The sequence below is a fragment of the Brevibacterium epidermidis NBRC 14811 genome (assembly GCF_001570805.1).
GTDB lineage: Bacteria > Actinomycetota > Actinomycetes > Actinomycetales > Brevibacteriaceae > Brevibacterium > Brevibacterium epidermidis.
Genome location: NZ_BCSJ01000011.1, coordinates 244,008 through 260,666, shown reverse-complemented (window position 1 = coordinate 260,666; position 16,659 = coordinate 244,008). Strand labels below are relative to the sequence as shown.

The window sequence follows — 16,659 nt, the reverse complement described above, 5'->3', positions numbered from 1 at the left end:
CTGAGACAACGACGAAGGGACCTGCCGATGCGGGTCCCTTCGTCGTTGTCAGCTTCGGATCTCGGACAGTTGCGGCCGTTCTGCCGAATGCCTTGACCAACTGCCCTCAGACAGCCTGTTCTCACCGGAAACGGTCGAAACAGCGCTGGTGCCAGTGCCGCCTGCTCTCTACCCCGATTTCGATTCCGTGCGGGGCGTCCTGACGCCACGCAACGATATGGCTCGAGGCTGCGCTGACATCACGTCCGCAGCCCGGGCAGACATAGACCTTGCCGGTTTCGTTGCCCTTCACGGTCTGCACAGACCAAGTTCCGTCCGGCAGCGAACGGCTCGTTCTCATGCCTGCCACGGACTCGGACAGATCACGGGGAGACTGCTGCCATTTGTTCTTGCGACGCGAGGATGAAGATCGTGGCATTGAGTCATTGTCTCACGTAGGCTGAAGCGCGTGCGTCTAGTCATAGCCCAATGCTCCGTTGATTATGCCGGTCGTCTGACCGCCCACCTTCCGATGGCCACCCGCCTCATTATGCTCAAGTCCGACGGCTCGGTGCTCATCCATTCCGACGGCGGTTCCTATAAGCCGCTGAACTGGATGACTCCCCCGTGCACGGTACGGCATATGGAACCTGATGCCGAGCAGGCAGAAGCCGGTCTCACCGAACTGTGGGAGGTCTCGCAGACGAAGACGGGCGACCGTCTCGTCATCTCCATCGCCGAGGTACTCTCTGACGAGACCTATGAGTTCGGAGTCGATCCGGGACTGGTCAAAGACGGGGTGGAAGCCCATCTGCAAGAGCTGCTCGCCGAGCACATCGAGACCCTCGGCGAAGGCTTCAGCCTGGTTCGACGCGAATACATGACTGCGATCGGCCCGGTGGACATCTTGGCTCGCGACGACGGGCAGAAGTCTGTGGCCGTGGAGATCAAACGCCGTGGCGATATCGACGGCGTCGAGCAGCTCACCCGCTATCTCGAACTGATGAATCGCGACCCCCTCCTCAGCCCCGTCCAAGGAGTCTTCGCAGCTCAGGAGATCAAGCCGCAGGCACGCACACTTGCCGAGGATCGCGGCATCCGCTGTGTCGTACTCGACTACGATGCTCTGCGCGGAATGGACGACCCCGAGACCCGTCTCTTCTGACAATCTACGGTCGACGCTGTCCGACCTGATCGACGTTCAGCGCCGACTGCAATTACCCGAAAGGAAGCTGGCGGTCCGCACACCATCAGGCGGACGTGGCCGGCTCAGTCCGACGGCTTTCAAGCGGAGAACAGAGAATCGGGAGCAGCGACCCTACCGATGAGAACTTCTGGGAACGCTCCTTTTCAGGAGAATCAATCGAAGCTGAGGACGTCCGGTTTCTCGACGCGTTCGATGTCGACACCGAGGCTGCGGAGATTGACGACGAAGTTCTCATAACCGCGTTCGATGTGGTCGATACCGGACACTTCGGTCACTCCCCCGGCGCGCAGCGCAGCCATGACGAGGCCCGCGCCTGCTCGGATATCGGAGGCTTCGACTTCGGCGCCTGAGAGACCTTCGCTGCCGGTGACGAGCGCATGATTGCCGTCGATGCGGACCTTCGCACCGAGGCGGGCGATCTCCTGCACGAAACGCCAGCGCGCTTCGAACAGGTTCTCCGATAGCAGCCCGATTCCATCGGAGACAGAATTCAGGGCGATGACAAACGGCTGCAGGTCGGTCGGGAAACCCGGGAAAGGCATGGTGGCGACCCGAATGGCATGAGGTCGCTCAGCGCCTATGACGCGGAATCCTTTTCCAAGGGTCCCGTCACCGAGGGTGATCTCGCCGAGGTCTTCGACAGTCGCCCCGGAGTCCCGCAGCTTCATTCCGATGTTCGGCATGATGTCGAGTCCGACTCCGCGCACAGTGACGTCTCCAGCGCTCAGAGCAGCGCCGAAGGCGAAGGTTCCGGCAACAATGCGGTCGCCGACAGTTCTGTGCGTGACCGGCTGCAGAGACTCGACGCCCGTGATCGTGAGGTCTGAGGTGCCGATTCCCTCGATCTGAGCGCCCATCTCAACGAGCATCGTGCAGATGTCGACGATCTCGGGTTCGCGTGCGGCGTTGGCGATGGTCGTGGTGCCATGAGCGAGCGTCGCTGCCATGACGAGATTCTCAGTCGCGCCGACGGAAGGGAATTCGAGGACGATCTCGGAGCCGCGCAGGCCTTCCGGCGCTTCAGCGACGAAGTAGCCGTGGTCGAGGTGAACGACGGCGCCCAGAGCTTCGAGGCCGGCCTGATGCATGTCGAGTCCGCGGGAGCCGATGGCGTCACCGCCGGGAAGAGCCACATGGGCGGACCGCATCCTTGCGGTCAGGGGCCCGAGGACAGAGATAGAAGCCCGCATGGCGCGGACGAGTTCGTAGTCGGCCTGGATGCCGACCTCGGCGGGGACATCGATGCTGACGACGCCCGCAGCGGCATCGTAGTCGACCTCGCAGCCGAGGCGGACGAGAAGTTCGACCATGATTCTCACGTCGAGGATGGCCGGAACGTTTGTGATGGTGGTGCGTCCGACTGCGAGGAGACTCGCGGCCATGAGTTTGAGGACGCTGTTCTTGGCGCCACGGACATCGATGGTTCCCGCCATCTGCGCGGGTCCGGTCAAGCGGAAGACATCCATTAAGTGAAACGTCCCATCGTCGGATTGAAGCCAGGGGGTGATGATTCGAGCCACGATGCCATCGTGGACAGAGATTCGGTGTCCATTGCCAGGGACACGGAACGCGGACGACCGTCCGCCTTTCCATAGGAGCAGTCGACGACGACTGCTTCGGGCAGCACCGAGTACTGCTCTCCCGATGTGGGTTTGCGCCGCACCAAGATATCGAGGTCCGCACGCGGAAGTCGGAAAGCCGCGCGTCGAGTCAGTGCGAAGACCGGGTACCAGTCCAGCGACGTGACCGAGAACACGGCCACACCCAGACGCCAACGTGGGCGAGAAGAATACTCCTCGCCCACGTTGATGGAACAGTCAAAGGCACCCGAGAGCTTCGAGATCGACCTGCGTCGGATCGTGACGACCACGATCAGAGCAAGCGCGAGTCCTACCAACGAGAGCAGAACGATCAGCAGGACAGAAGGGTTCACGGTTGCCAGTGTAACCTGCGGATCAGAGAAGTTCGGCCTGATCAGCGGCAATGATCACACGGTTGTTCTCCACCGAGAGGAAACCACCATCGGCTTTGACCCTGATGGTGTCCTCTCCGGGCGTGAGAATCCGCGCTTCGCCGTCGGCGACGACACCCAGCACGGGCTCGTGGCCCGGCAGGATGCCGATCTCGCCGTCGAGGGTACGGGCGATGACGCGCTTGGCCTCACCGGCCCATACCTCGCGATCAGCAGCCACGACATTCACTTCGAGTGTCGCCATGGCTTACTTCTGCATCTCTTCGTAGTTGCGCATGACATCGTCAAGGCCACCGACGTTGAAGAATGCCTGTTCCGGTATGTGGTCGACTTCGCCGGAGCAGATCTTCGAGAAGCCTTCGATCGTGTCGGCCAGCGGCACGGTCGAACCGGGAACCTGAGTGAACTTCTCAGCGGTGTAGGTGTTCTGCGAGAGGAACTGCTCGATGCGACGTGCGCGGTGGACGACGAGCTTGTCCTCTTCACCGAGTTCGTCGACACCGAGGATGGCGATGATGTCCTGCAGTTCCTTGTTCTTCTGCAGAATCGCCTTGACCTCGTTGGCCACGCGGTAGTGCTCGTCACCCACGATCAGCGGATCGAGGATGCGCGAGGACGAAGCGAGCGGGTCGATCGCCGGGTACAGACCGCGCGAGGCGATGTCACGGCTGAGCTCCGTGGTCGCATCGAGGTGAGCGAATGTCGTCGCCGGGGCCGGGTCCGTGTAGTCATCGGCGGGAACGTAGATCGCCTGCATCGACGTGATCGAGTGGCCACGCGTAGAGGTGATGCGCTCCTGCAGCAGACCCATCTCGTCAGCCAGGTTGGGCTGGTAGCCCACGGCGGAGGGCATGCGACCCAGCAGGGTCGAGACCTCGGAGCCGGCCTGGGTGAAGCGGAAGATGTTGTCGATGAACAGCAGCACGTCCTGGTTCTGCACATCGCGGAAGTACTCCGCCATGGTCAGCGCCGACAGCGCCACGCGCAGACGGGTGCCTGGGGGCTCATCCATCTGGCCGAACACCAGCGCGGTGTCCTTGAAGACTCCTGCCTCATCCATTTCCATGATGAGATCGTTGCCCTCACGGGTACGCTCGCCCACACCGGCGAACACCGAGGTGCCCGAGTGGTTGTGCGCGATACGGAAGATCATCTCCTGGATGAGCACGGTCTTGCCGACGCCGGCGCCACCGAACAGACCGATCTTTCCACCCTGAACATAAGGGGTCAGAAGGTCGATGCTCTTGATTCCGACCTCGAGGATCTCGGTCTTGGACTCGAGTTCGTCGAAAGCCGGAGCCGGACGGTGGATCGGCCACCGTTCGGAGATCTCCAGCTCCTCGCCGTCGGCGAGGTTGAGGCAGTCACCAGTGGTGTTCCACACGTGGTGCTTAGTCACGTCTCCGACGGGAACGGAGATCGGCGCGCCGGTGTCGACGACTTCCTGTCCCCGGACAAGGCCGTCGGTCGGCTGCAGCGACACGGCGCGGACCAGTCCGTTGCCCAGGTGAAGCCCGACCTCGAAGGTCAGCTTCCGGGTTCCTTCGGACAGGTCCACTGACGTGGTCAGGGCGTTGTAGATCTGGGGCACGGAGTCGAGCGGGAACTCGATGTCGACAACCGGGCCGATGACTCGGGAAATCCGGCCGAGGGCAGTGCCCTGTGCCGGAGAGGTTTCCGTTGCTGTGGCAGTCATGGTCTCTTTCTCTCTGCTCTCGCCGGTCAGTCGCCGGCTGCCGATGCCGCGAGGGCATCCGCCCCACCGACGATCTCGGTGAGTTCCTGGGTGATTTCCGCCTGGCGAGCCGTGTTGGCCAACCGGGTGTAGGTCTTGATGAGATCATCCGCGTTGTCCGTGGCTGTCTTCATCGCCGCCTGTCGCGAGGCCTGCTCGGAAGCTGCTGCACTGAGCAGCGCCGAGAGGATTCGCGAATCGATGTATCGCGGCAACAGAGCGTCGAGCACAGCCTCCGCACTCGGTTCGAACTCGTAGAGCGGGAACGCGGGTGCGTCGGACGATGCGCCTGCTTGTCCGCCGGTCGACGCCTCTTCGGCGTCGACGACCTCCAACGGAAGCAGTCGCCGGTATTCCGGGTCGTGCGTGACGCTGGAGACGAAACGGGTGAAGACGATGTAGATCTCGTCGATCCCGGAGTCGGCCGACTCTGGGTCGAAGTTCTCCAACAGCGCCTCACCGATCTCGCGGGCATGCTCGGCCAACGGGTTCTCGGAGATACCTGTCCAGGACTTCTCGATCTTGCGATCGCGGAAGGTGTAGTAGTTCTTGGCCTTGCTGCCGACCGTGAACAGATCCACACTCTTGCCCTCGTTGCGCAGAAGCCGAATGAGTTCTTCGGCTTCGCGCAGCAGGTTCGCCGAATAGGCACCGGCGAATCCGCGGTCGGGACCGATCACCAGGACGGCAGCGTGCTTGACGTTGTCCGACTCGGTGGTCAGAACGTGGTCGACGTTCGACTCGCTGGCCACGGCCGACACGGCCCTTGTCAGGGCATTCGCGTACGGGCTTGCAGCCTGTGAACGGGCAATGGCCTTCTGAATCCGCGAAGCAGCGATGAGCTCCATCGCCTTGAAGATCTTCCTCAAGGACTGAGTCGAGCGGATCTTCTGTTTGAAGACCCTCTGCTGGGCTCCCATCAGTTCTTCCTTTCGCCGTTACGGAACAGGTTCAACGCTTCTGCCGAACGATCTGCTCCTGCTCGACCTCGTCAGAGGACGCGGCTGCGGTGTCTTCGCTGCCGGCATTCGACCCGCTCTGGTCCGAGCTGGCGAAGTTCTGCGTGAACTCGGCCAGGACGCTCTTCAGCTCTTCGGTCGTATCATCGTCGAGCTTCAGCGTCTCACGGATGGTCGTGAAGATGCCGGTCTTGCGCTCGATGTGATCGTGCAGTTCGGTCTCGAAGCGGAGCACATCGTCGACCGGGATCTCGTCGAGGTAGCCGTTGGTTCCGGCGAAGATCGACACGGTCTGCTTCTCGAACGGCATCGGAGCGTACTGACCCTGCTTGAGCAGTTCGGTCAGGCGCGCACCGCGGGCCAGATCGCGCTTGGTCGCATCGTCGAGGTCGGATGCGAACATCGCGAATGCCTCGAGCGAACGGTACTGAGCCAACGAGATCTTCAGCGTGCCCGAAACTCCCTTGAGAGCCTTCGTCTGAGCGGCACCACCGACTCGCGACACGGACACACCGACGTCCACAGCGGGACGCTGACCGGCGTTGAACAGATCGGACTGCAGGAAGATCTGACCGTCGGTGATCGAGATGACGTTGGTCGGAATGAACGCGCCGACGTCGTTGGCCTTCGTCTCGATGATCGGCAGACCGGTCATCGAACCGCCGCCGAGCTCATCGGAGAGCTTCGCACAGCGTTCCAGCAGACGCGAGTGCAGGTAGAAGACGTCGCCGGGGTAAGCCTCACGGCCCGGCGGACGACGCAGCAGCAGAGACACGGCGCGGTAGGCCTCAGCCTGCTTCGACAGGTCGTCGAACACGATGAGGACGTGCTTGCCGTCGTACATCCAGTGCTGACCGATTGCAGAACCGGAGTAAGGAGCCAGGTACTTGTAGCCTGCGGGGTCCGAGGCGGGCGAGGACACGATGGTCGTGTACTCGAGCGCACCGGCCTCTTCCAGCGAACGGCGGACGCCGGCGATGGTCGAGCCCTTCTGGCCGACGGCCACGTAGATGCAGCGCACCTGCTTCTTCGGGTCTCCAGTCTCCCAGTTGGCCTTCTGGTTGATGATCGTGTCGATCGCCAGAGCGGTCTTACCGGTCTTGCGGTCACCGATGACCAGCTGACGCTGTCCACGGCCGACCGGGATCATCGCGTCGATGCTCTTGTAGCCGGTCTGGAGGGGCTCGCGCACTTCCTGGCGGTCCATGACGCCGGCGGCCTGGAGCTCGAGCTCACGACGACCGACGGTCTCGATGTCGCCGAGGCCGTCGACGGGGCGACCCAGCGGATCGACGACACGGCCGAGGTAGCCGTCGCCGACCGGAATCGAGAGGACCTCGCCGGTGCGGTACACGTTCTGTTCTTCGGCGATTCCGGAGAACTCACCGAGGATGACGACGCCGATCTCGCGTTCGTCGAGGTTCTGCGCCAGGCCCAGGGTGCCGTCTTCGAACCGCAGGAGTTCGTTGGCCATGGTGCCGGGCAGTCCCGAAACGTGAGCGATACCGTCACCAGCGGTGACGACCTTGCCGACCTCGGTCTTTTCCGAGCTCTCGGGGTTGTACGAGTCAACGAACTTCCCGAGAGCGTCCCGGATCTCTTCCGGGCGAATTGTCAGTTCCGCCATCTGGTTTCCCTGCTTCCTTTACTCAAATCTTGCGTCCGGCGACCGGTGGGCCGCCGATGCCGGAGAAGCCGGCCACTAGTGTCAACCTGCGAGCTTGCGCTGCACATCGGCCAGTCGATCGGCCACGGTCGAGTTCATCATCTCGTCGCCGACCTGCACCCGGACTCCCCCGAGGACCTCGGGATCGACCTGGACATTGAGGACGAGTTCGCGACCATAGCTGGCCGACAATGCCGCCTGCAGCCTTTCGGTCTGCGCTTCGTTCAGGGGTCTGGCGACGGTGACGTCCGCAACCGACCGCTGCTGACGGGCGGCGAGGATATCGCTGTACTGGTCGAGTGCCTTCGCCACGCGGAGTCCGCGGGGGTGCAGAGCAGCCTGTTCGACCAGCTTGATGGTGTCTGGCTGTGCCTTGCCGCCCAGCAGGTCGGAGACGAGAGTGCGTTTGCTCTCGTCGGTAGCCTGCGAATCAAGCGCGCGGGACAGCTCGTGGTTGGATTCCAGCAGACGCGCGAAGCGGAAGATCTCCTCTTCGACCTGCCCCAGCTGCCCATCTGCCTCTGCGGCAGCGGCAACCGCTGTCACACCGGCGACTTCGAGGCTGGTGACGAGGTCCTGGGTCCGCGCCCAGCGGTGGCCGACGGCCTTATCGCTGATGCGCAGTGCCGCATCCGAGATCCGAGTCGAGAACAGAGTCCGCAGCAGCTGCTGCTTCCTCTCGGCCGACTCGGAGGAGTCTGCCAGAGCCTTGCGCAGTCCGACATTCTCGGCGAGGACGCCGACGACTGCCAGGGTCCCCTCACCGATCTGTCGAGGGTCTCCCCCGGAGATCTCGGAGTTCGCGGTCTCGAGGACGGCCTGCAGGGACAATCTGCTCGACTGGAGCATCACGCCCCCTTGACCGGCTGCGCGGACGAGTTGGACTCGAGATCGGAGATGAAGCGATCGACCACATTGGCCGAGCGCTGATCATCGGTGAGAGATTCACCGACGATACGCGAAGCCAGGTCCGTGGCCAGAGTGCCGACCTCGGAACGCAGCTGCACCATGGCGGACTGACGTTCGGCGTCGATCTGAGTCTGTGCCTGAGCGATGATGCGATCAGCCTCGGAGTGAGCCTGAGCCTTCATGTCGGCGATGATCTGGGCGCCCTCTTCCTGAGCCTCGGCGCGCAGTCGTGCAGCTTCGGCACGACCGTCGGCGAGCTGCTTCTGATACTCGGCCAGAGCCTGATCGGCTTCGGCCTGCACCTTCTCAGCCTTCTCAATTCCACCCTGGATGCGCTCAGCGCGCTCGTCGAGGGTCTTGTTGAAGGCGGGAAGGACGTACTTCCAGACAACCAGGAAGACGATCAGCAGACAGACGGCACTCCAGACGATGTCGTACAGCGCCGGGAGAAGCGGGTTCTCCGCGGAGGCGACGATGTTTACCGGAGTCATCTTTCAGTCCTCTTCGAGATCAGGGCAGGAAGAACGGGGTGGCGATACCGATGAGGGCCAGGGCCTCGATCAGAGCGATACCGAGGAACATGTTTCCGCGCAGGGCGCCGGCCATCTCGGGCTGACGGGCGGTTCCTTCGATGGTCTTGCCGATGACGATGCCGACACCGACACCGGGGCCGATTGCGGCGAGGCCGTAACCGATCGTCGAGACGCTACCTTCAACTGCGGCGAGCATATCCATAGGATGCTTTTCCTTTCATAATGAAGCCGGGTGGTTGGCCCGACCGTGCAACTCGTGAGTTACGGATCTAGGGGTGCGATCTCAGTGTTCGTCCGAGATCGCGGCATTGATGTACACACAGGACAGAAGAGCGAAGATGTAGGCCTGCAGCACGACGATGAGCATCTCCAGGATGAAGACGAACATGCCGCCGGCGAAGGTGACGATGCCGAAGAACTGGAATCCGTTCGCGGCGTCGAAGAGGAAGAAGCTCGTAGCGGAGAAGCAGAGCACGAGCAGGAGGTGGCCGACCATCATGTTCGCGAAGAGTCGGATCGCCAGAGTGAACGGCTGGGTGACGAACTTCGTGATGAACTCGATCGGGATGAGCAGGATGTGCATGGCCGGCGGAACGCCGGGCAGGATGAGCGAATCCTTCAAGTAGCGGCCGAGGCCCTTCTCTGCGATGCCGGCCCAGTGGTAGGTCACATAGACCACGAGGGTGAGCACGATCGGCATGCCGATGACGCCGGTGCCCGGCATGTTGAGGAACGGAATGAGCTTCGTGACATTCCAGAACAGGATGCCGAAGAAGATCGCCACGATGAGCGGCATGAACTTCTTGGCCTTCTCCTTGCCCATCGTGTCCTCGGCGATGCCGACGGTCACGAACTCCATGGCGAGCTCCATGCTCGACTGGAAGCGAGTCGGGATGAGCTTCATGCGCTTGGCCCAGACGGCCAGCAGCACAACGACTGCGACGGTGGCGATGATGCGGATGAGCATCACGCGGTTCATTTCGAACGGTGTGCCCTCAAAGAGGAACGAGGCTGGAAAGAACTCAGCCATCGACGGTGCGTGGAAGCCGCCTTCTGCAGCACTGACTGTTGTGTTCGCGGCGTTGAGTGTTCCCACGTTTTTACTACTCTCCCATGGTCAAGGGCCCTGATGGCCTGGCCTTGGCCCCGCACTGAAGGCGAGGCTTGAGGTTCAGGAGCGACAAAGGGCGAAGATCCGCCCAAGCACCGGGACTACTCTACCAACTGTAGAGAGCCACCGACAAATTCATCAGGCTTCTCTGTGCAATTTCTGTCAACGATTTTATACGACACGTCATTCATCATGCGCAGCACCCCTCCACGTGTCTCGGATGGGTCCGCAGACGAGCCTCTGCTCGCCTATCGAGCTTCCGGATCGACGTATGGGACGCGTCCCTTGACCACGGTGATCGCTTCAACGAGAGACGAACCGATCACGGCGACGACGATCGTGAAGAAGGCGACCGTGCCGTCGAGCCAAGTCGCGTCCTTGATGCGCCAGATGACGATCATGAAGATGAAGGCCTTGAACAGGAACCCGATCCCGAGGAACCCGGCGATCGCGGTCAGCCCCATGTTCCGTCCTAGATACATGATGACGAGGGTGATGATGATGAAGACTGCTGCCAGTCCCCCGCCGACGGCGCCGCCGACGAGTCCCGTCATCCCCGAGACCAGCCAGCCGATGCCCATTCCGAGGGCAGCGACGACGAGGACGAGGATGATGCCGCGGATGAGCAGCGTCCTCCACACACGGGTCCAGGCTGCTTCGACGTCGGTCTCTTTACGCGGTTTCGGGTCCGTCACGAGATTTCCTCTCTGGCTTTCTGACGCATGCGAAGGGGATAGAAGGTGAAGATCAGGGTGATGGCCGCAAGGCCGCCGATGACGCAGGCGGAGAACAGCCATCCCTTGAACAGAAGCAGCACTGAGCCGAAGGCGATGAGCGCCGTCCAGGTGTAGAGGATGAGCACTGCACGAGCATGTGAGTGGCCCAGGCGCAGCATCCGGTGGTGGAGGTGTTTGGCATCGGCGGAGAATGGGGACTGGCCGGCTCGCAGTCGACGCACAACGGCCAGGCCGAGGTCGAGCAGAGGCAGGAACATCACCGCGACCGGCAGAATGATCGGCATGAAGGTGGCGAAGGCTCGCTCCTGGCCGATCAGTGCCGGGTCGACCTGGCCGGTGACCCTGATCGTCGAAGCCGCGAGGAGCAGGCCGATGAGCATCGATCCGGAGTCGCCCATGAAGATCCTGGCCGGGTTGAAGTTGTGCGGCAGGAAGCCGAGGCAGGTGCCGACGAGGATCGCGATGATGAGCGAGGCGAGGTTCGCATAGGACTCCGGGGAGGCGTCGCGTGCCAGCCAGTAGGAGTAGATGAAGAAGGCGCTGCCACCGATGGCGACGACGCCCGCGGCGAGTCCGTCGAGACCGTCGACGAAGTTCACTGCGTTGATGGTCACAAGGACGACGAGCACGGTGATGATGATCGACATCCGCGGGGAGCCGATGATGACCCCTCCGAAGGGAATCGACAGCAGCGCCACACCTTTGATCGCCATGAAGCCCGCTGCGAGGGCCTGGCCGGCGAGCTTCGCCATCCAATGCAGGTCCCAGATGTCGTCAATGACTCCGAGCAGACACAGCAGTCCGGCGGCTCCCGCGATGCCGATGATCGGTCCCAGTTCGACGAAGATCCGATTGAGGAAGGGCATCTGGGAGGCGAAGATGAGTCCGGCGATGAGTCCGCCGAACATCGCCACTCCTCCCAACCTCGGCGTGGGAACGGAATGGACGTCGCGGTCACGCAGCGGTGAGAAGATCTTGCCTCGTTCGGCCACCCGCTTGACCATCGGTGTCAGCAGGTACGCCACGAGGGCGGAGACGATGAGGATGAAGAGGTAGGCGCGCACTCAGCCGTCCAGGTCGATGAGTTCGGGGACGATTTCGCGCAGTTCCTCGGCGGTGATGGGGCCGCGCCGCAGGATACGGGGCACGTCCCCGCTGAGGTCGATGATGGTCGAGGACATTCCCGAATCCCGCACTCCCCCGTCGACGTAGATATCGACGTCGTCGCCGAGCATCTCCTGCGCTTCATCGGCGGTCTGGGCGGCGGGCTGTCCGGAGATATTGGCACTCGACACGGCCAACGGCCCGGTGCGACCGAGCAGCGCAAGTGCTGATTCGTCATCGGGCATGCGCACGGCCACGGTCCCGTGGGTGTCGCCGAGGTCCCAATCGAGCGAGGGCTGGGCGTTGGCGATGATCGTCAGCGGTCCGGGCCAGAACTTCGCGGTCAGTGCCAGCACGGTCTCATCGACACCGTCGACGAGGCCGAAGATGGTCTCCGCGCGCGGGACGAGGACCGGTGGCGGCATATCCCGGCCGCGGCCCTTGGCCGCAAGCAGTGCCGCGACGGCCGAAGCGCTGAAGGCATCAGCGGCGATCCCGTAGACCGTGTCGGTGGGGATGACGAGCAGGTTTCCTGTGTCGACGACTCGCGCGCACTCGTCGAAGACGAGCTCACGGATTTCGGCTTGGCTGACGTCGAATCGTCTCGACACGAGTTCTCCGTTTCGAATGTTCGGGCTGTGGTCTTGGTGATTCCAACGTGCAGGGCACGGAATCAGCTCCGCTGTCTCCTACGCCTCGCGGCGTGCCACCGTATAGCGGTCGCGTCCAGTGTAGTCCTGGAAGGTTGCGGCATGTCTCAGACTGGCCGTGGCCGCCAGCAGATCTCGTGCTCCGGCGCCCTGTTCCTCGCTGTGTTCCATGAGGAAGAGTCCGCCGGGCCGCAGCAGCTGTTCGGCCTCGTTGATGATGAGTCCGGGAATCTCCAGACCCGAATCTCCGCCATAGAGCGCGGCCGCGGGGTCGTGTTCGGCGACCTCCGGATCCCGCGGCACCGCGGCGTCAGGGACATAGGGCGGGTTCGTCACGACGATGTCGGCACGTCCGCACAGATCGGGTCGCGCCTCGGTGACCGCCGTCGCGTCACCGAGGATGAACTCGACAGTCGACTCGCCGAGGCGGCTGTGCTCGAGGTTCTTCAGTGACCAATCCAGGGCGGCAGGTTCGCGTTCGACGCCGAGGACGTCGACTCGCTCGGATTCAGTGGCGACCGACAGCGAGATCGCTCCGGATCCTGAACACAGGTCGATGACGAAAGGACGTCGCCCCTCGTCGCTCTCGGTCCTCGAGTCGAGCTCGGACAGTTCGGTCAGGACGGCCCCTGCCAGCAGCTCGGTCTCCGGCCGGGGCACGAAGACTCCGGGTCCCACCTGCAGCTGCAGGTGCCGGAAGTGGGCGATGCCGGTCAGGTGCTGCAGAGGTGTCCGCTGCCGGCGTTGGTCACAGAGTTCGGCGAATCGCGTGCTCACAGATTCCGGCACTGGATCGTCGAAGAGTCGGCGGCGGCTCAGAGCAGCTCGATCGATCTCCCATGCGTAAGCAAGCAGCTCGAGCGCGTCGGGTTCGGGGCTCGCTATTCCTGCTTCGGTGAACAGAGTGGTGGCCCCGCGCAGAAGATCGGAGACGAGGTTCGGCCTGACGGTGTCCAGCTCAGTCCCCCAGCGCGTCGAGGCGAGCGGCCTTGTCGGCGTCTCGGCAGGACCCGATGACGGGATCGAGATCCCCTGCCAGCGCCTGATCGAGGTTGTAGGCCTTGTACCCGGTGCGGTGATCGGTGATCCGGTTCTCCGGGAAGTTGTACGTGCGGATACGTTCCGAACGGTCGACGGTGCGCACCTGCGAACGACGGATGTCCGCGGCTTCCGCGGCGGCCTCTTCCGCCTGTTTGGCGAGGATACGGGCGCGGAGCATGCGCATCGCAGCGTCCTTGTTCTGCAGCTGCGACTTCTCGTTCTGGCAGCTCGCGGTGATTCCCGTCCGCAGGTGGGTGATGCGCACGGCGGAATCCGTGGTGTTCACGGACTGGCCGCCGGGGCCGGATGAACGATAGACGTCGATGCGCAGATCGTGTTCGTCCAGTTGGACCTCTTCGGGCTCGTCGACTTCAGGGAAGACGAGAACGCCGGCTGCGGAGGTGTGGATGCGCCCCTGTGACTCGGTGACCGGGACTCGTTGGACTCGGTGCACCCCGCCTTCGAACTTCACCCAGCCGTAGGCACCGTCATTCTTGGCTTTGACGGCCATGGTGACGTCCTTATATCCGCCGAGGTCCGAGTGAGTGGCGTCGAGGATCTGGCTCGACCAGCCTCGCGAATCGATCCACCGCTGATACATCCGCAGCAGATCGCCGGCGAACAGTGCGGATTCGTCTCCGCCTTCGCCGGCTTTGATCTCGATGATCGCGTCACGGGAGTCGTCCGGGTCGCTGGGGACCAGGAGATCCTTGAGCTCACCCTCGGCCGTTTCCATCTCTGCGGACAGCCGCTTCGCCTCTGCGGCGAAATCGGCATCGTCCTCGGCCAGTTCCACGGCGGCTGCGTGGTCGGCTTCGAGTTGGTCGAAGTGCCGGGCGGCCGCGGCGATCTTGTCGAGCTCCGCGTACCGCCTGGTCAGCTTCTTGGCCCGGCCGGCGTCAGCGTGGACCGCGGGGTCGGAGAGTTCCTCCTGCACCCGGGCATGCTCATCGAGCAGTGCGCTGACGCTGGCCGTGAGGGTGTCGTCGACCATCTCAGCTGTTGTCGGTCGACGACTTCGGCAGCGGGGTCGTCTTCTGGACCTGCATGAGGAACTCGACGTTCGAGCCGGTCTCCTTGAGTTTCGACATGAGCAGTTCGACTGCCTGCTGCTGCTCGAGTCCCGAGAGCAGTCGGCGCAGCTGCCACATGACCTTCGTCTCTTCCTTCGTCATGAGCATCTCTTCGCGGCGGGTGCTCGACGCGTTGACGTCGATGGCCGGGAAGATGCGCTTGTCGGCGAGTTGACGGCTCAGACGCAGCTCCATGTTGCCGGTGCCCTTGAACTCTTCGAAGATGACTTCGTCCATCTTCGAACCGGTTTCGACGAGGGCCGTGGCCAGAATGGTCAGCGAGCCGCCGCCTTCGATGTTGCGAGCTGCACCGAAGAACTTCTTCGGCGGGTAGAGCGCATTGGCATCGACACCGCCGGAGAGGATCCGGCCGGATGCCGGCTGGGCGATGTTGTAGGCGCGTCCCAGGCGAGTGATGTTGTCGAGCAGCACGACCACGTCGGAGCCCATCTCGACGAGACGCTTGGCGCGTTCGATGGCGAGCTCGGCGATCGTGGTGTGGTCATCTGCCGGACGGTCGAAGGTCGAGGCGATGACTTCGCCCTTGACCGCACGCTGCATGTCCGTGACTTCCTCGGGACGTTCGTCCACGAGGACGACCATGAGGTGCGCTTCGGGGTTGTTCTCGGTGATCGCGTTGGCGATCTGCTGCATGATCGTCGTCTTGCCCGCCTTCGGAGGAGCGACGATGAGTCCGCGCTGGCCCTTGCCGATGGGGGTGATGAGATCGATAAGGCGGGTCGAGTGCAGCTTCGAGGTGGTCTCGAGGCGCAGACGGTCCTGCGGGTAGAGCGGGGTCAGCTTCGAGAACTCGACACGGCTGCGCGCATCGTCGACTGTGAGTCCGTTGACGGAGTCGAGGCGGACGAGTGCGTCGAACTTCTCACGCTTGTTGTTGCGCTGTTCGTTCTCACGCGGCTGACGGATCGCACCGGCGACGGCGTCGCCCTTGCGCAGACCGTTCTTGCGCACCATGGAGGCCGAGAGATAGACGTCGTTCGGTCCCGGCAGGTAGCCGGAGGTGCGGAGGAAGGCGTAGTTGTCGTGAACGTCGAGGATGCCGCCGACGGGGATGAGCACATCGTCGTTGCGGATGTCCGGCTCGTCGTTGCCGCGGCCGCGACGCTTCCGGTCCCGGCCCCGTCCGCGACGGTTGTTGCCGCGATCGTCATCGTCGTTGTTGCGGTTGCGACGGTCGTTGCGGTCGTTGTTGCCGCCGCGGTCGTTGCGGTGTCCGCGATCGTTTCCGCCGTCCCGGTCGTTGTTGCCCCGACCGTTTCCGCCGTTGCGGTCATTGCCGCCGCGGTTGTCGTCGGAGCGATCGTTGTTCCGACCGCGACGGTCGTTGTCGCGTCCTCCGCGATGGTCACGGTCCGAACGGTCCTGGTCGCCCGAGCGGTTCTGATCACCTGAGTGGTCATTGCCGCCGCGATCGGACGATTCCTCACCGCTGCTATCGCGGCTCTCGCCCTGGGATTCGGAGCCCCGGGAGCGCGAACGACTGCGACGGGACCGCTGACGATCCTGGTCGCCGTTCGACTCTTCGGAAGGTGCTCCCCCGGACTGAGCTGCGCCGGATTCGTTCTCCGACGAGGCCTCCGAGTTCGGTTCGATGATGAGCGCCGGGGCATCCTCGGATGCGGAAGCGGCAGAACGACGCGAAGAGCGACGATTCGTCGGCTCCTGCTTCTTCTCTTCCTGCTTCTCCGCGGGCTTCTCAGCCTTGACGGCCGGTTCGGCGGCGGGCTTCTTCGCGGCGGGGGCGGACTTCGTCTCTGCGGATCCGCCCGAGTGGCTGTTGATGGCGTCGATCAGTTCGCTCTTGCGAAGCCGACGGTAACCCTTGATTCCCAGACCGGCAGCCATTTCCTGGAGCTGAGGCAGCCGCAGCGCTGTGAGGCTGCCTGTGCGCGGGGTGGAATCCTGAGTGGTGGTTTCAGACACGAAGGTCCTTCTCCCTCTTTCGGCCGTGCGGCATGTGCC

General features: G+C 63.2%; 18 protein-coding genes. 1 reads left to right on the top strand and 17 read right to left on the bottom strand.

Annotated features, from left to right (window positions below):
- Positions 1 to 121 precede the first annotated feature (121 nt).
- Positions 122 to 418: an Rv1322 family protein gene (locus BEP01S_RS16580; protein WP_082018987.1), complete on the bottom strand. Its 297-nt coding sequence runs from the start codon at positions 416 to 418 to the stop codon at positions 122 to 124.
- Positions 419 to 448: 30 nt separating this feature from the next.
- Between BEP01S_RS16580 and nucS the strand changes: the two genes are divergently transcribed.
- Positions 449 to 1,144: an endonuclease NucS gene (nucS, locus tag BEP01S_RS08385; RefSeq protein WP_062242196.1), complete on the top strand. Its 696-nt coding sequence runs from the start codon at positions 449 to 451 to the stop codon at positions 1,142 to 1,144.
- Between the two features lie 194 nt (positions 1,145 to 1,338).
- Here nucS and murA read toward each other — a convergent pair whose 3' ends face one another.
- The 16 genes from murA to rho form a co-directional block, all read right to left on the bottom strand.
- A complete protein-coding gene (gene murA, locus BEP01S_RS08380; protein WP_039210690.1) occupies positions 1,339 to 2,652 on the bottom strand; it encodes a UDP-N-acetylglucosamine 1-carboxyvinyltransferase in 1,314 nt (437 codons plus the stop codon).
- Positions 2,652 to 3,119 (bottom strand): DUF2550 domain-containing protein, encoded by a 468-nt coding sequence (locus BEP01S_RS08375; RefSeq protein WP_025776910.1) that lies wholly within the window; start codon positions 3,117 to 3,119, stop codon positions 2,652 to 2,654. Before BEP01S_RS08375 ends, murA begins: the two co-directional genes overlap by 1 nt.
- 22 nt (positions 3,120 to 3,141) lie before the next feature.
- Entirely contained in the window at positions 3,142 to 3,402 is a 261-nt protein-coding gene (locus BEP01S_RS08370) for a F0F1 ATP synthase subunit epsilon (protein ID WP_025776911.1), read from the bottom strand.
- 3 nt (positions 3,403 to 3,405) lie between these two features.
- The gene (atpD, locus tag BEP01S_RS08365) at positions 3,406 to 4,854 is read right to left on the bottom strand and encodes a F0F1 ATP synthase subunit beta (RefSeq protein WP_062242194.1); all 1,449 of its coding nucleotides are present in this window, start codon (positions 4,852 to 4,854) and stop codon (positions 3,406 to 3,408) included.
- A gap of 26 nt (positions 4,855 to 4,880) precedes the next feature.
- Positions 4,881 to 5,813: a F0F1 ATP synthase subunit gamma gene (locus tag BEP01S_RS08360; protein ID WP_062242192.1), complete on the bottom strand. Its 933-nt coding sequence runs from the start codon at positions 5,811 to 5,813 to the stop codon at positions 4,881 to 4,883.
- 31 nt (positions 5,814 to 5,844) lie between these two features.
- Complete coding sequence (atpA, locus tag BEP01S_RS08355) at positions 5,845 to 7,479, bottom strand: F0F1 ATP synthase subunit alpha (protein ID WP_062242190.1); 1,635 nt, start codon at positions 7,477 to 7,479, stop codon at positions 5,845 to 5,847.
- Between the two features lie 81 nt (positions 7,480 to 7,560).
- Complete coding sequence (locus BEP01S_RS08350) at positions 7,561 to 8,367, bottom strand: F0F1 ATP synthase subunit delta (RefSeq protein WP_062242187.1); 807 nt, start codon at positions 8,365 to 8,367, stop codon at positions 7,561 to 7,563.
- Positions 8,367 to 8,918, bottom strand: a complete 552-nt coding sequence (locus BEP01S_RS08345; protein ID WP_039210678.1) for a F0F1 ATP synthase subunit B — start codon at positions 8,916 to 8,918, stop codon at positions 8,367 to 8,369. The genes BEP01S_RS08350 and BEP01S_RS08345 overlap by 1 nt, the downstream gene beginning before the upstream one ends.
- Positions 8,919 to 8,937: 19 nt before the next feature.
- Positions 8,938 to 9,162 (bottom strand): F0F1 ATP synthase subunit C, encoded by a 225-nt coding sequence (gene atpE, locus BEP01S_RS08340; RefSeq protein WP_039210675.1) that lies wholly within the window; start codon positions 9,160 to 9,162, stop codon positions 8,938 to 8,940.
- 81 nt (positions 9,163 to 9,243) lie between these two features.
- A complete protein-coding gene (gene atpB, locus BEP01S_RS08335; protein WP_228281799.1) occupies positions 9,244 to 10,056 on the bottom strand; it encodes a F0F1 ATP synthase subunit A in 813 nt (270 codons plus the stop codon).
- A gap of 263 nt (positions 10,057 to 10,319) precedes the next feature.
- Positions 10,320 to 10,766 (bottom strand): Cg1360 family ATP-synthase-associated protein, encoded by a 447-nt coding sequence (locus BEP01S_RS08330; protein ID WP_062242185.1) that lies wholly within the window; start codon positions 10,764 to 10,766, stop codon positions 10,320 to 10,322.
- Positions 10,763 to 11,872 carry an MraY family glycosyltransferase gene (locus tag BEP01S_RS08325; RefSeq protein WP_062242183.1) on the bottom strand — a complete coding sequence of 370 codons (1,110 nt, stop codon included), beginning with the start codon at positions 11,870 to 11,872 and terminating at the stop codon, positions 10,763 to 10,765. The genes BEP01S_RS08330 and BEP01S_RS08325 overlap by 4 nt, the downstream gene beginning before the upstream one ends.
- Complete coding sequence (locus BEP01S_RS08320; RefSeq protein WP_062242181.1) at positions 11,873 to 12,523, bottom strand: L-threonylcarbamoyladenylate synthase; 651 nt, start codon at positions 12,521 to 12,523, stop codon at positions 11,873 to 11,875.
- Positions 12,524 to 12,601: 78 nt separating this feature from the next.
- Entirely contained in the window at positions 12,602 to 13,483 is an 882-nt protein-coding gene (prmC, locus tag BEP01S_RS08315; RefSeq protein ID WP_280512734.1) for a peptide chain release factor N(5)-glutamine methyltransferase, read from the bottom strand.
- Positions 13,484 to 13,520: 37 nt separating this feature from the next.
- Entirely contained in the window at positions 13,521 to 14,597 is a 1,077-nt protein-coding gene (gene prfA / locus BEP01S_RS08310) for a peptide chain release factor 1 (protein ID WP_062242177.1), read from the bottom strand.
- A gap of 1 nt (position 14,598) precedes the next feature.
- Positions 14,599 to 16,620, bottom strand: coding sequence for a transcription termination factor Rho (rho, locus tag BEP01S_RS08305; RefSeq protein WP_062242175.1), 2,022 nt, complete (start codon positions 16,618 to 16,620; stop codon positions 14,599 to 14,601).
- Between the last annotated feature and the right edge of the window lie 39 nt (positions 16,621 to 16,659).

Coding starts and splice junctions, on each gene's coding strand:
- BEP01S_RS16580 (WP_082018987.1), bottom strand. CDS start 418: ATGCCACGATCTTCATCCTCGCGTCGCAAGAACAAATGGCAGCAGTCT.
- murA (WP_039210690.1), bottom strand. CDS start 2,652: ATGGATGTCTTCCGCTTGACCGGACCCGCGCAGATGGCGGGAACCATC.
- BEP01S_RS08370 (WP_025776911.1), bottom strand. CDS start 3,402: ATGGCGACACTCGAAGTGAATGTCGTGGCTGCTGATCGCGAGGTATGG.
- atpD (WP_062242194.1), bottom strand. CDS start 4,854: ATGACTGCCACAGCAACGGAAACCTCTCCGGCACAGGGCACTGCCCTC.
- BEP01S_RS08360 (WP_062242192.1), bottom strand. CDS start 5,813: ATGGGAGCCCAGCAGAGGGTCTTCAAACAGAAGATCCGCTCGACTCAG.
- atpA (WP_062242190.1), bottom strand. CDS start 7,479: ATGGCGGAACTGACAATTCGCCCGGAAGAGATCCGGGACGCTCTCGGG.
- BEP01S_RS08350 (WP_062242187.1), bottom strand. CDS start 8,367: ATGCTCCAGTCGAGCAGATTGTCCCTGCAGGCCGTCCTCGAGACCGCG.
- BEP01S_RS08345 (WP_039210678.1), bottom strand. CDS start 8,918: ATGACTCCGGTAAACATCGTCGCCTCCGCGGAGAACCCGCTTCTCCCG.
- atpE (WP_039210675.1), bottom strand. CDS start 9,162: ATGGATATGCTCGCCGCAGTTGAAGGTAGCGTCTCGACGATCGGTTAC.
- prfA (WP_062242177.1), bottom strand. CDS start 14,597: ATGGTCGACGACACCCTCACGGCCAGCGTCAGCGCACTGCTCGATGAG.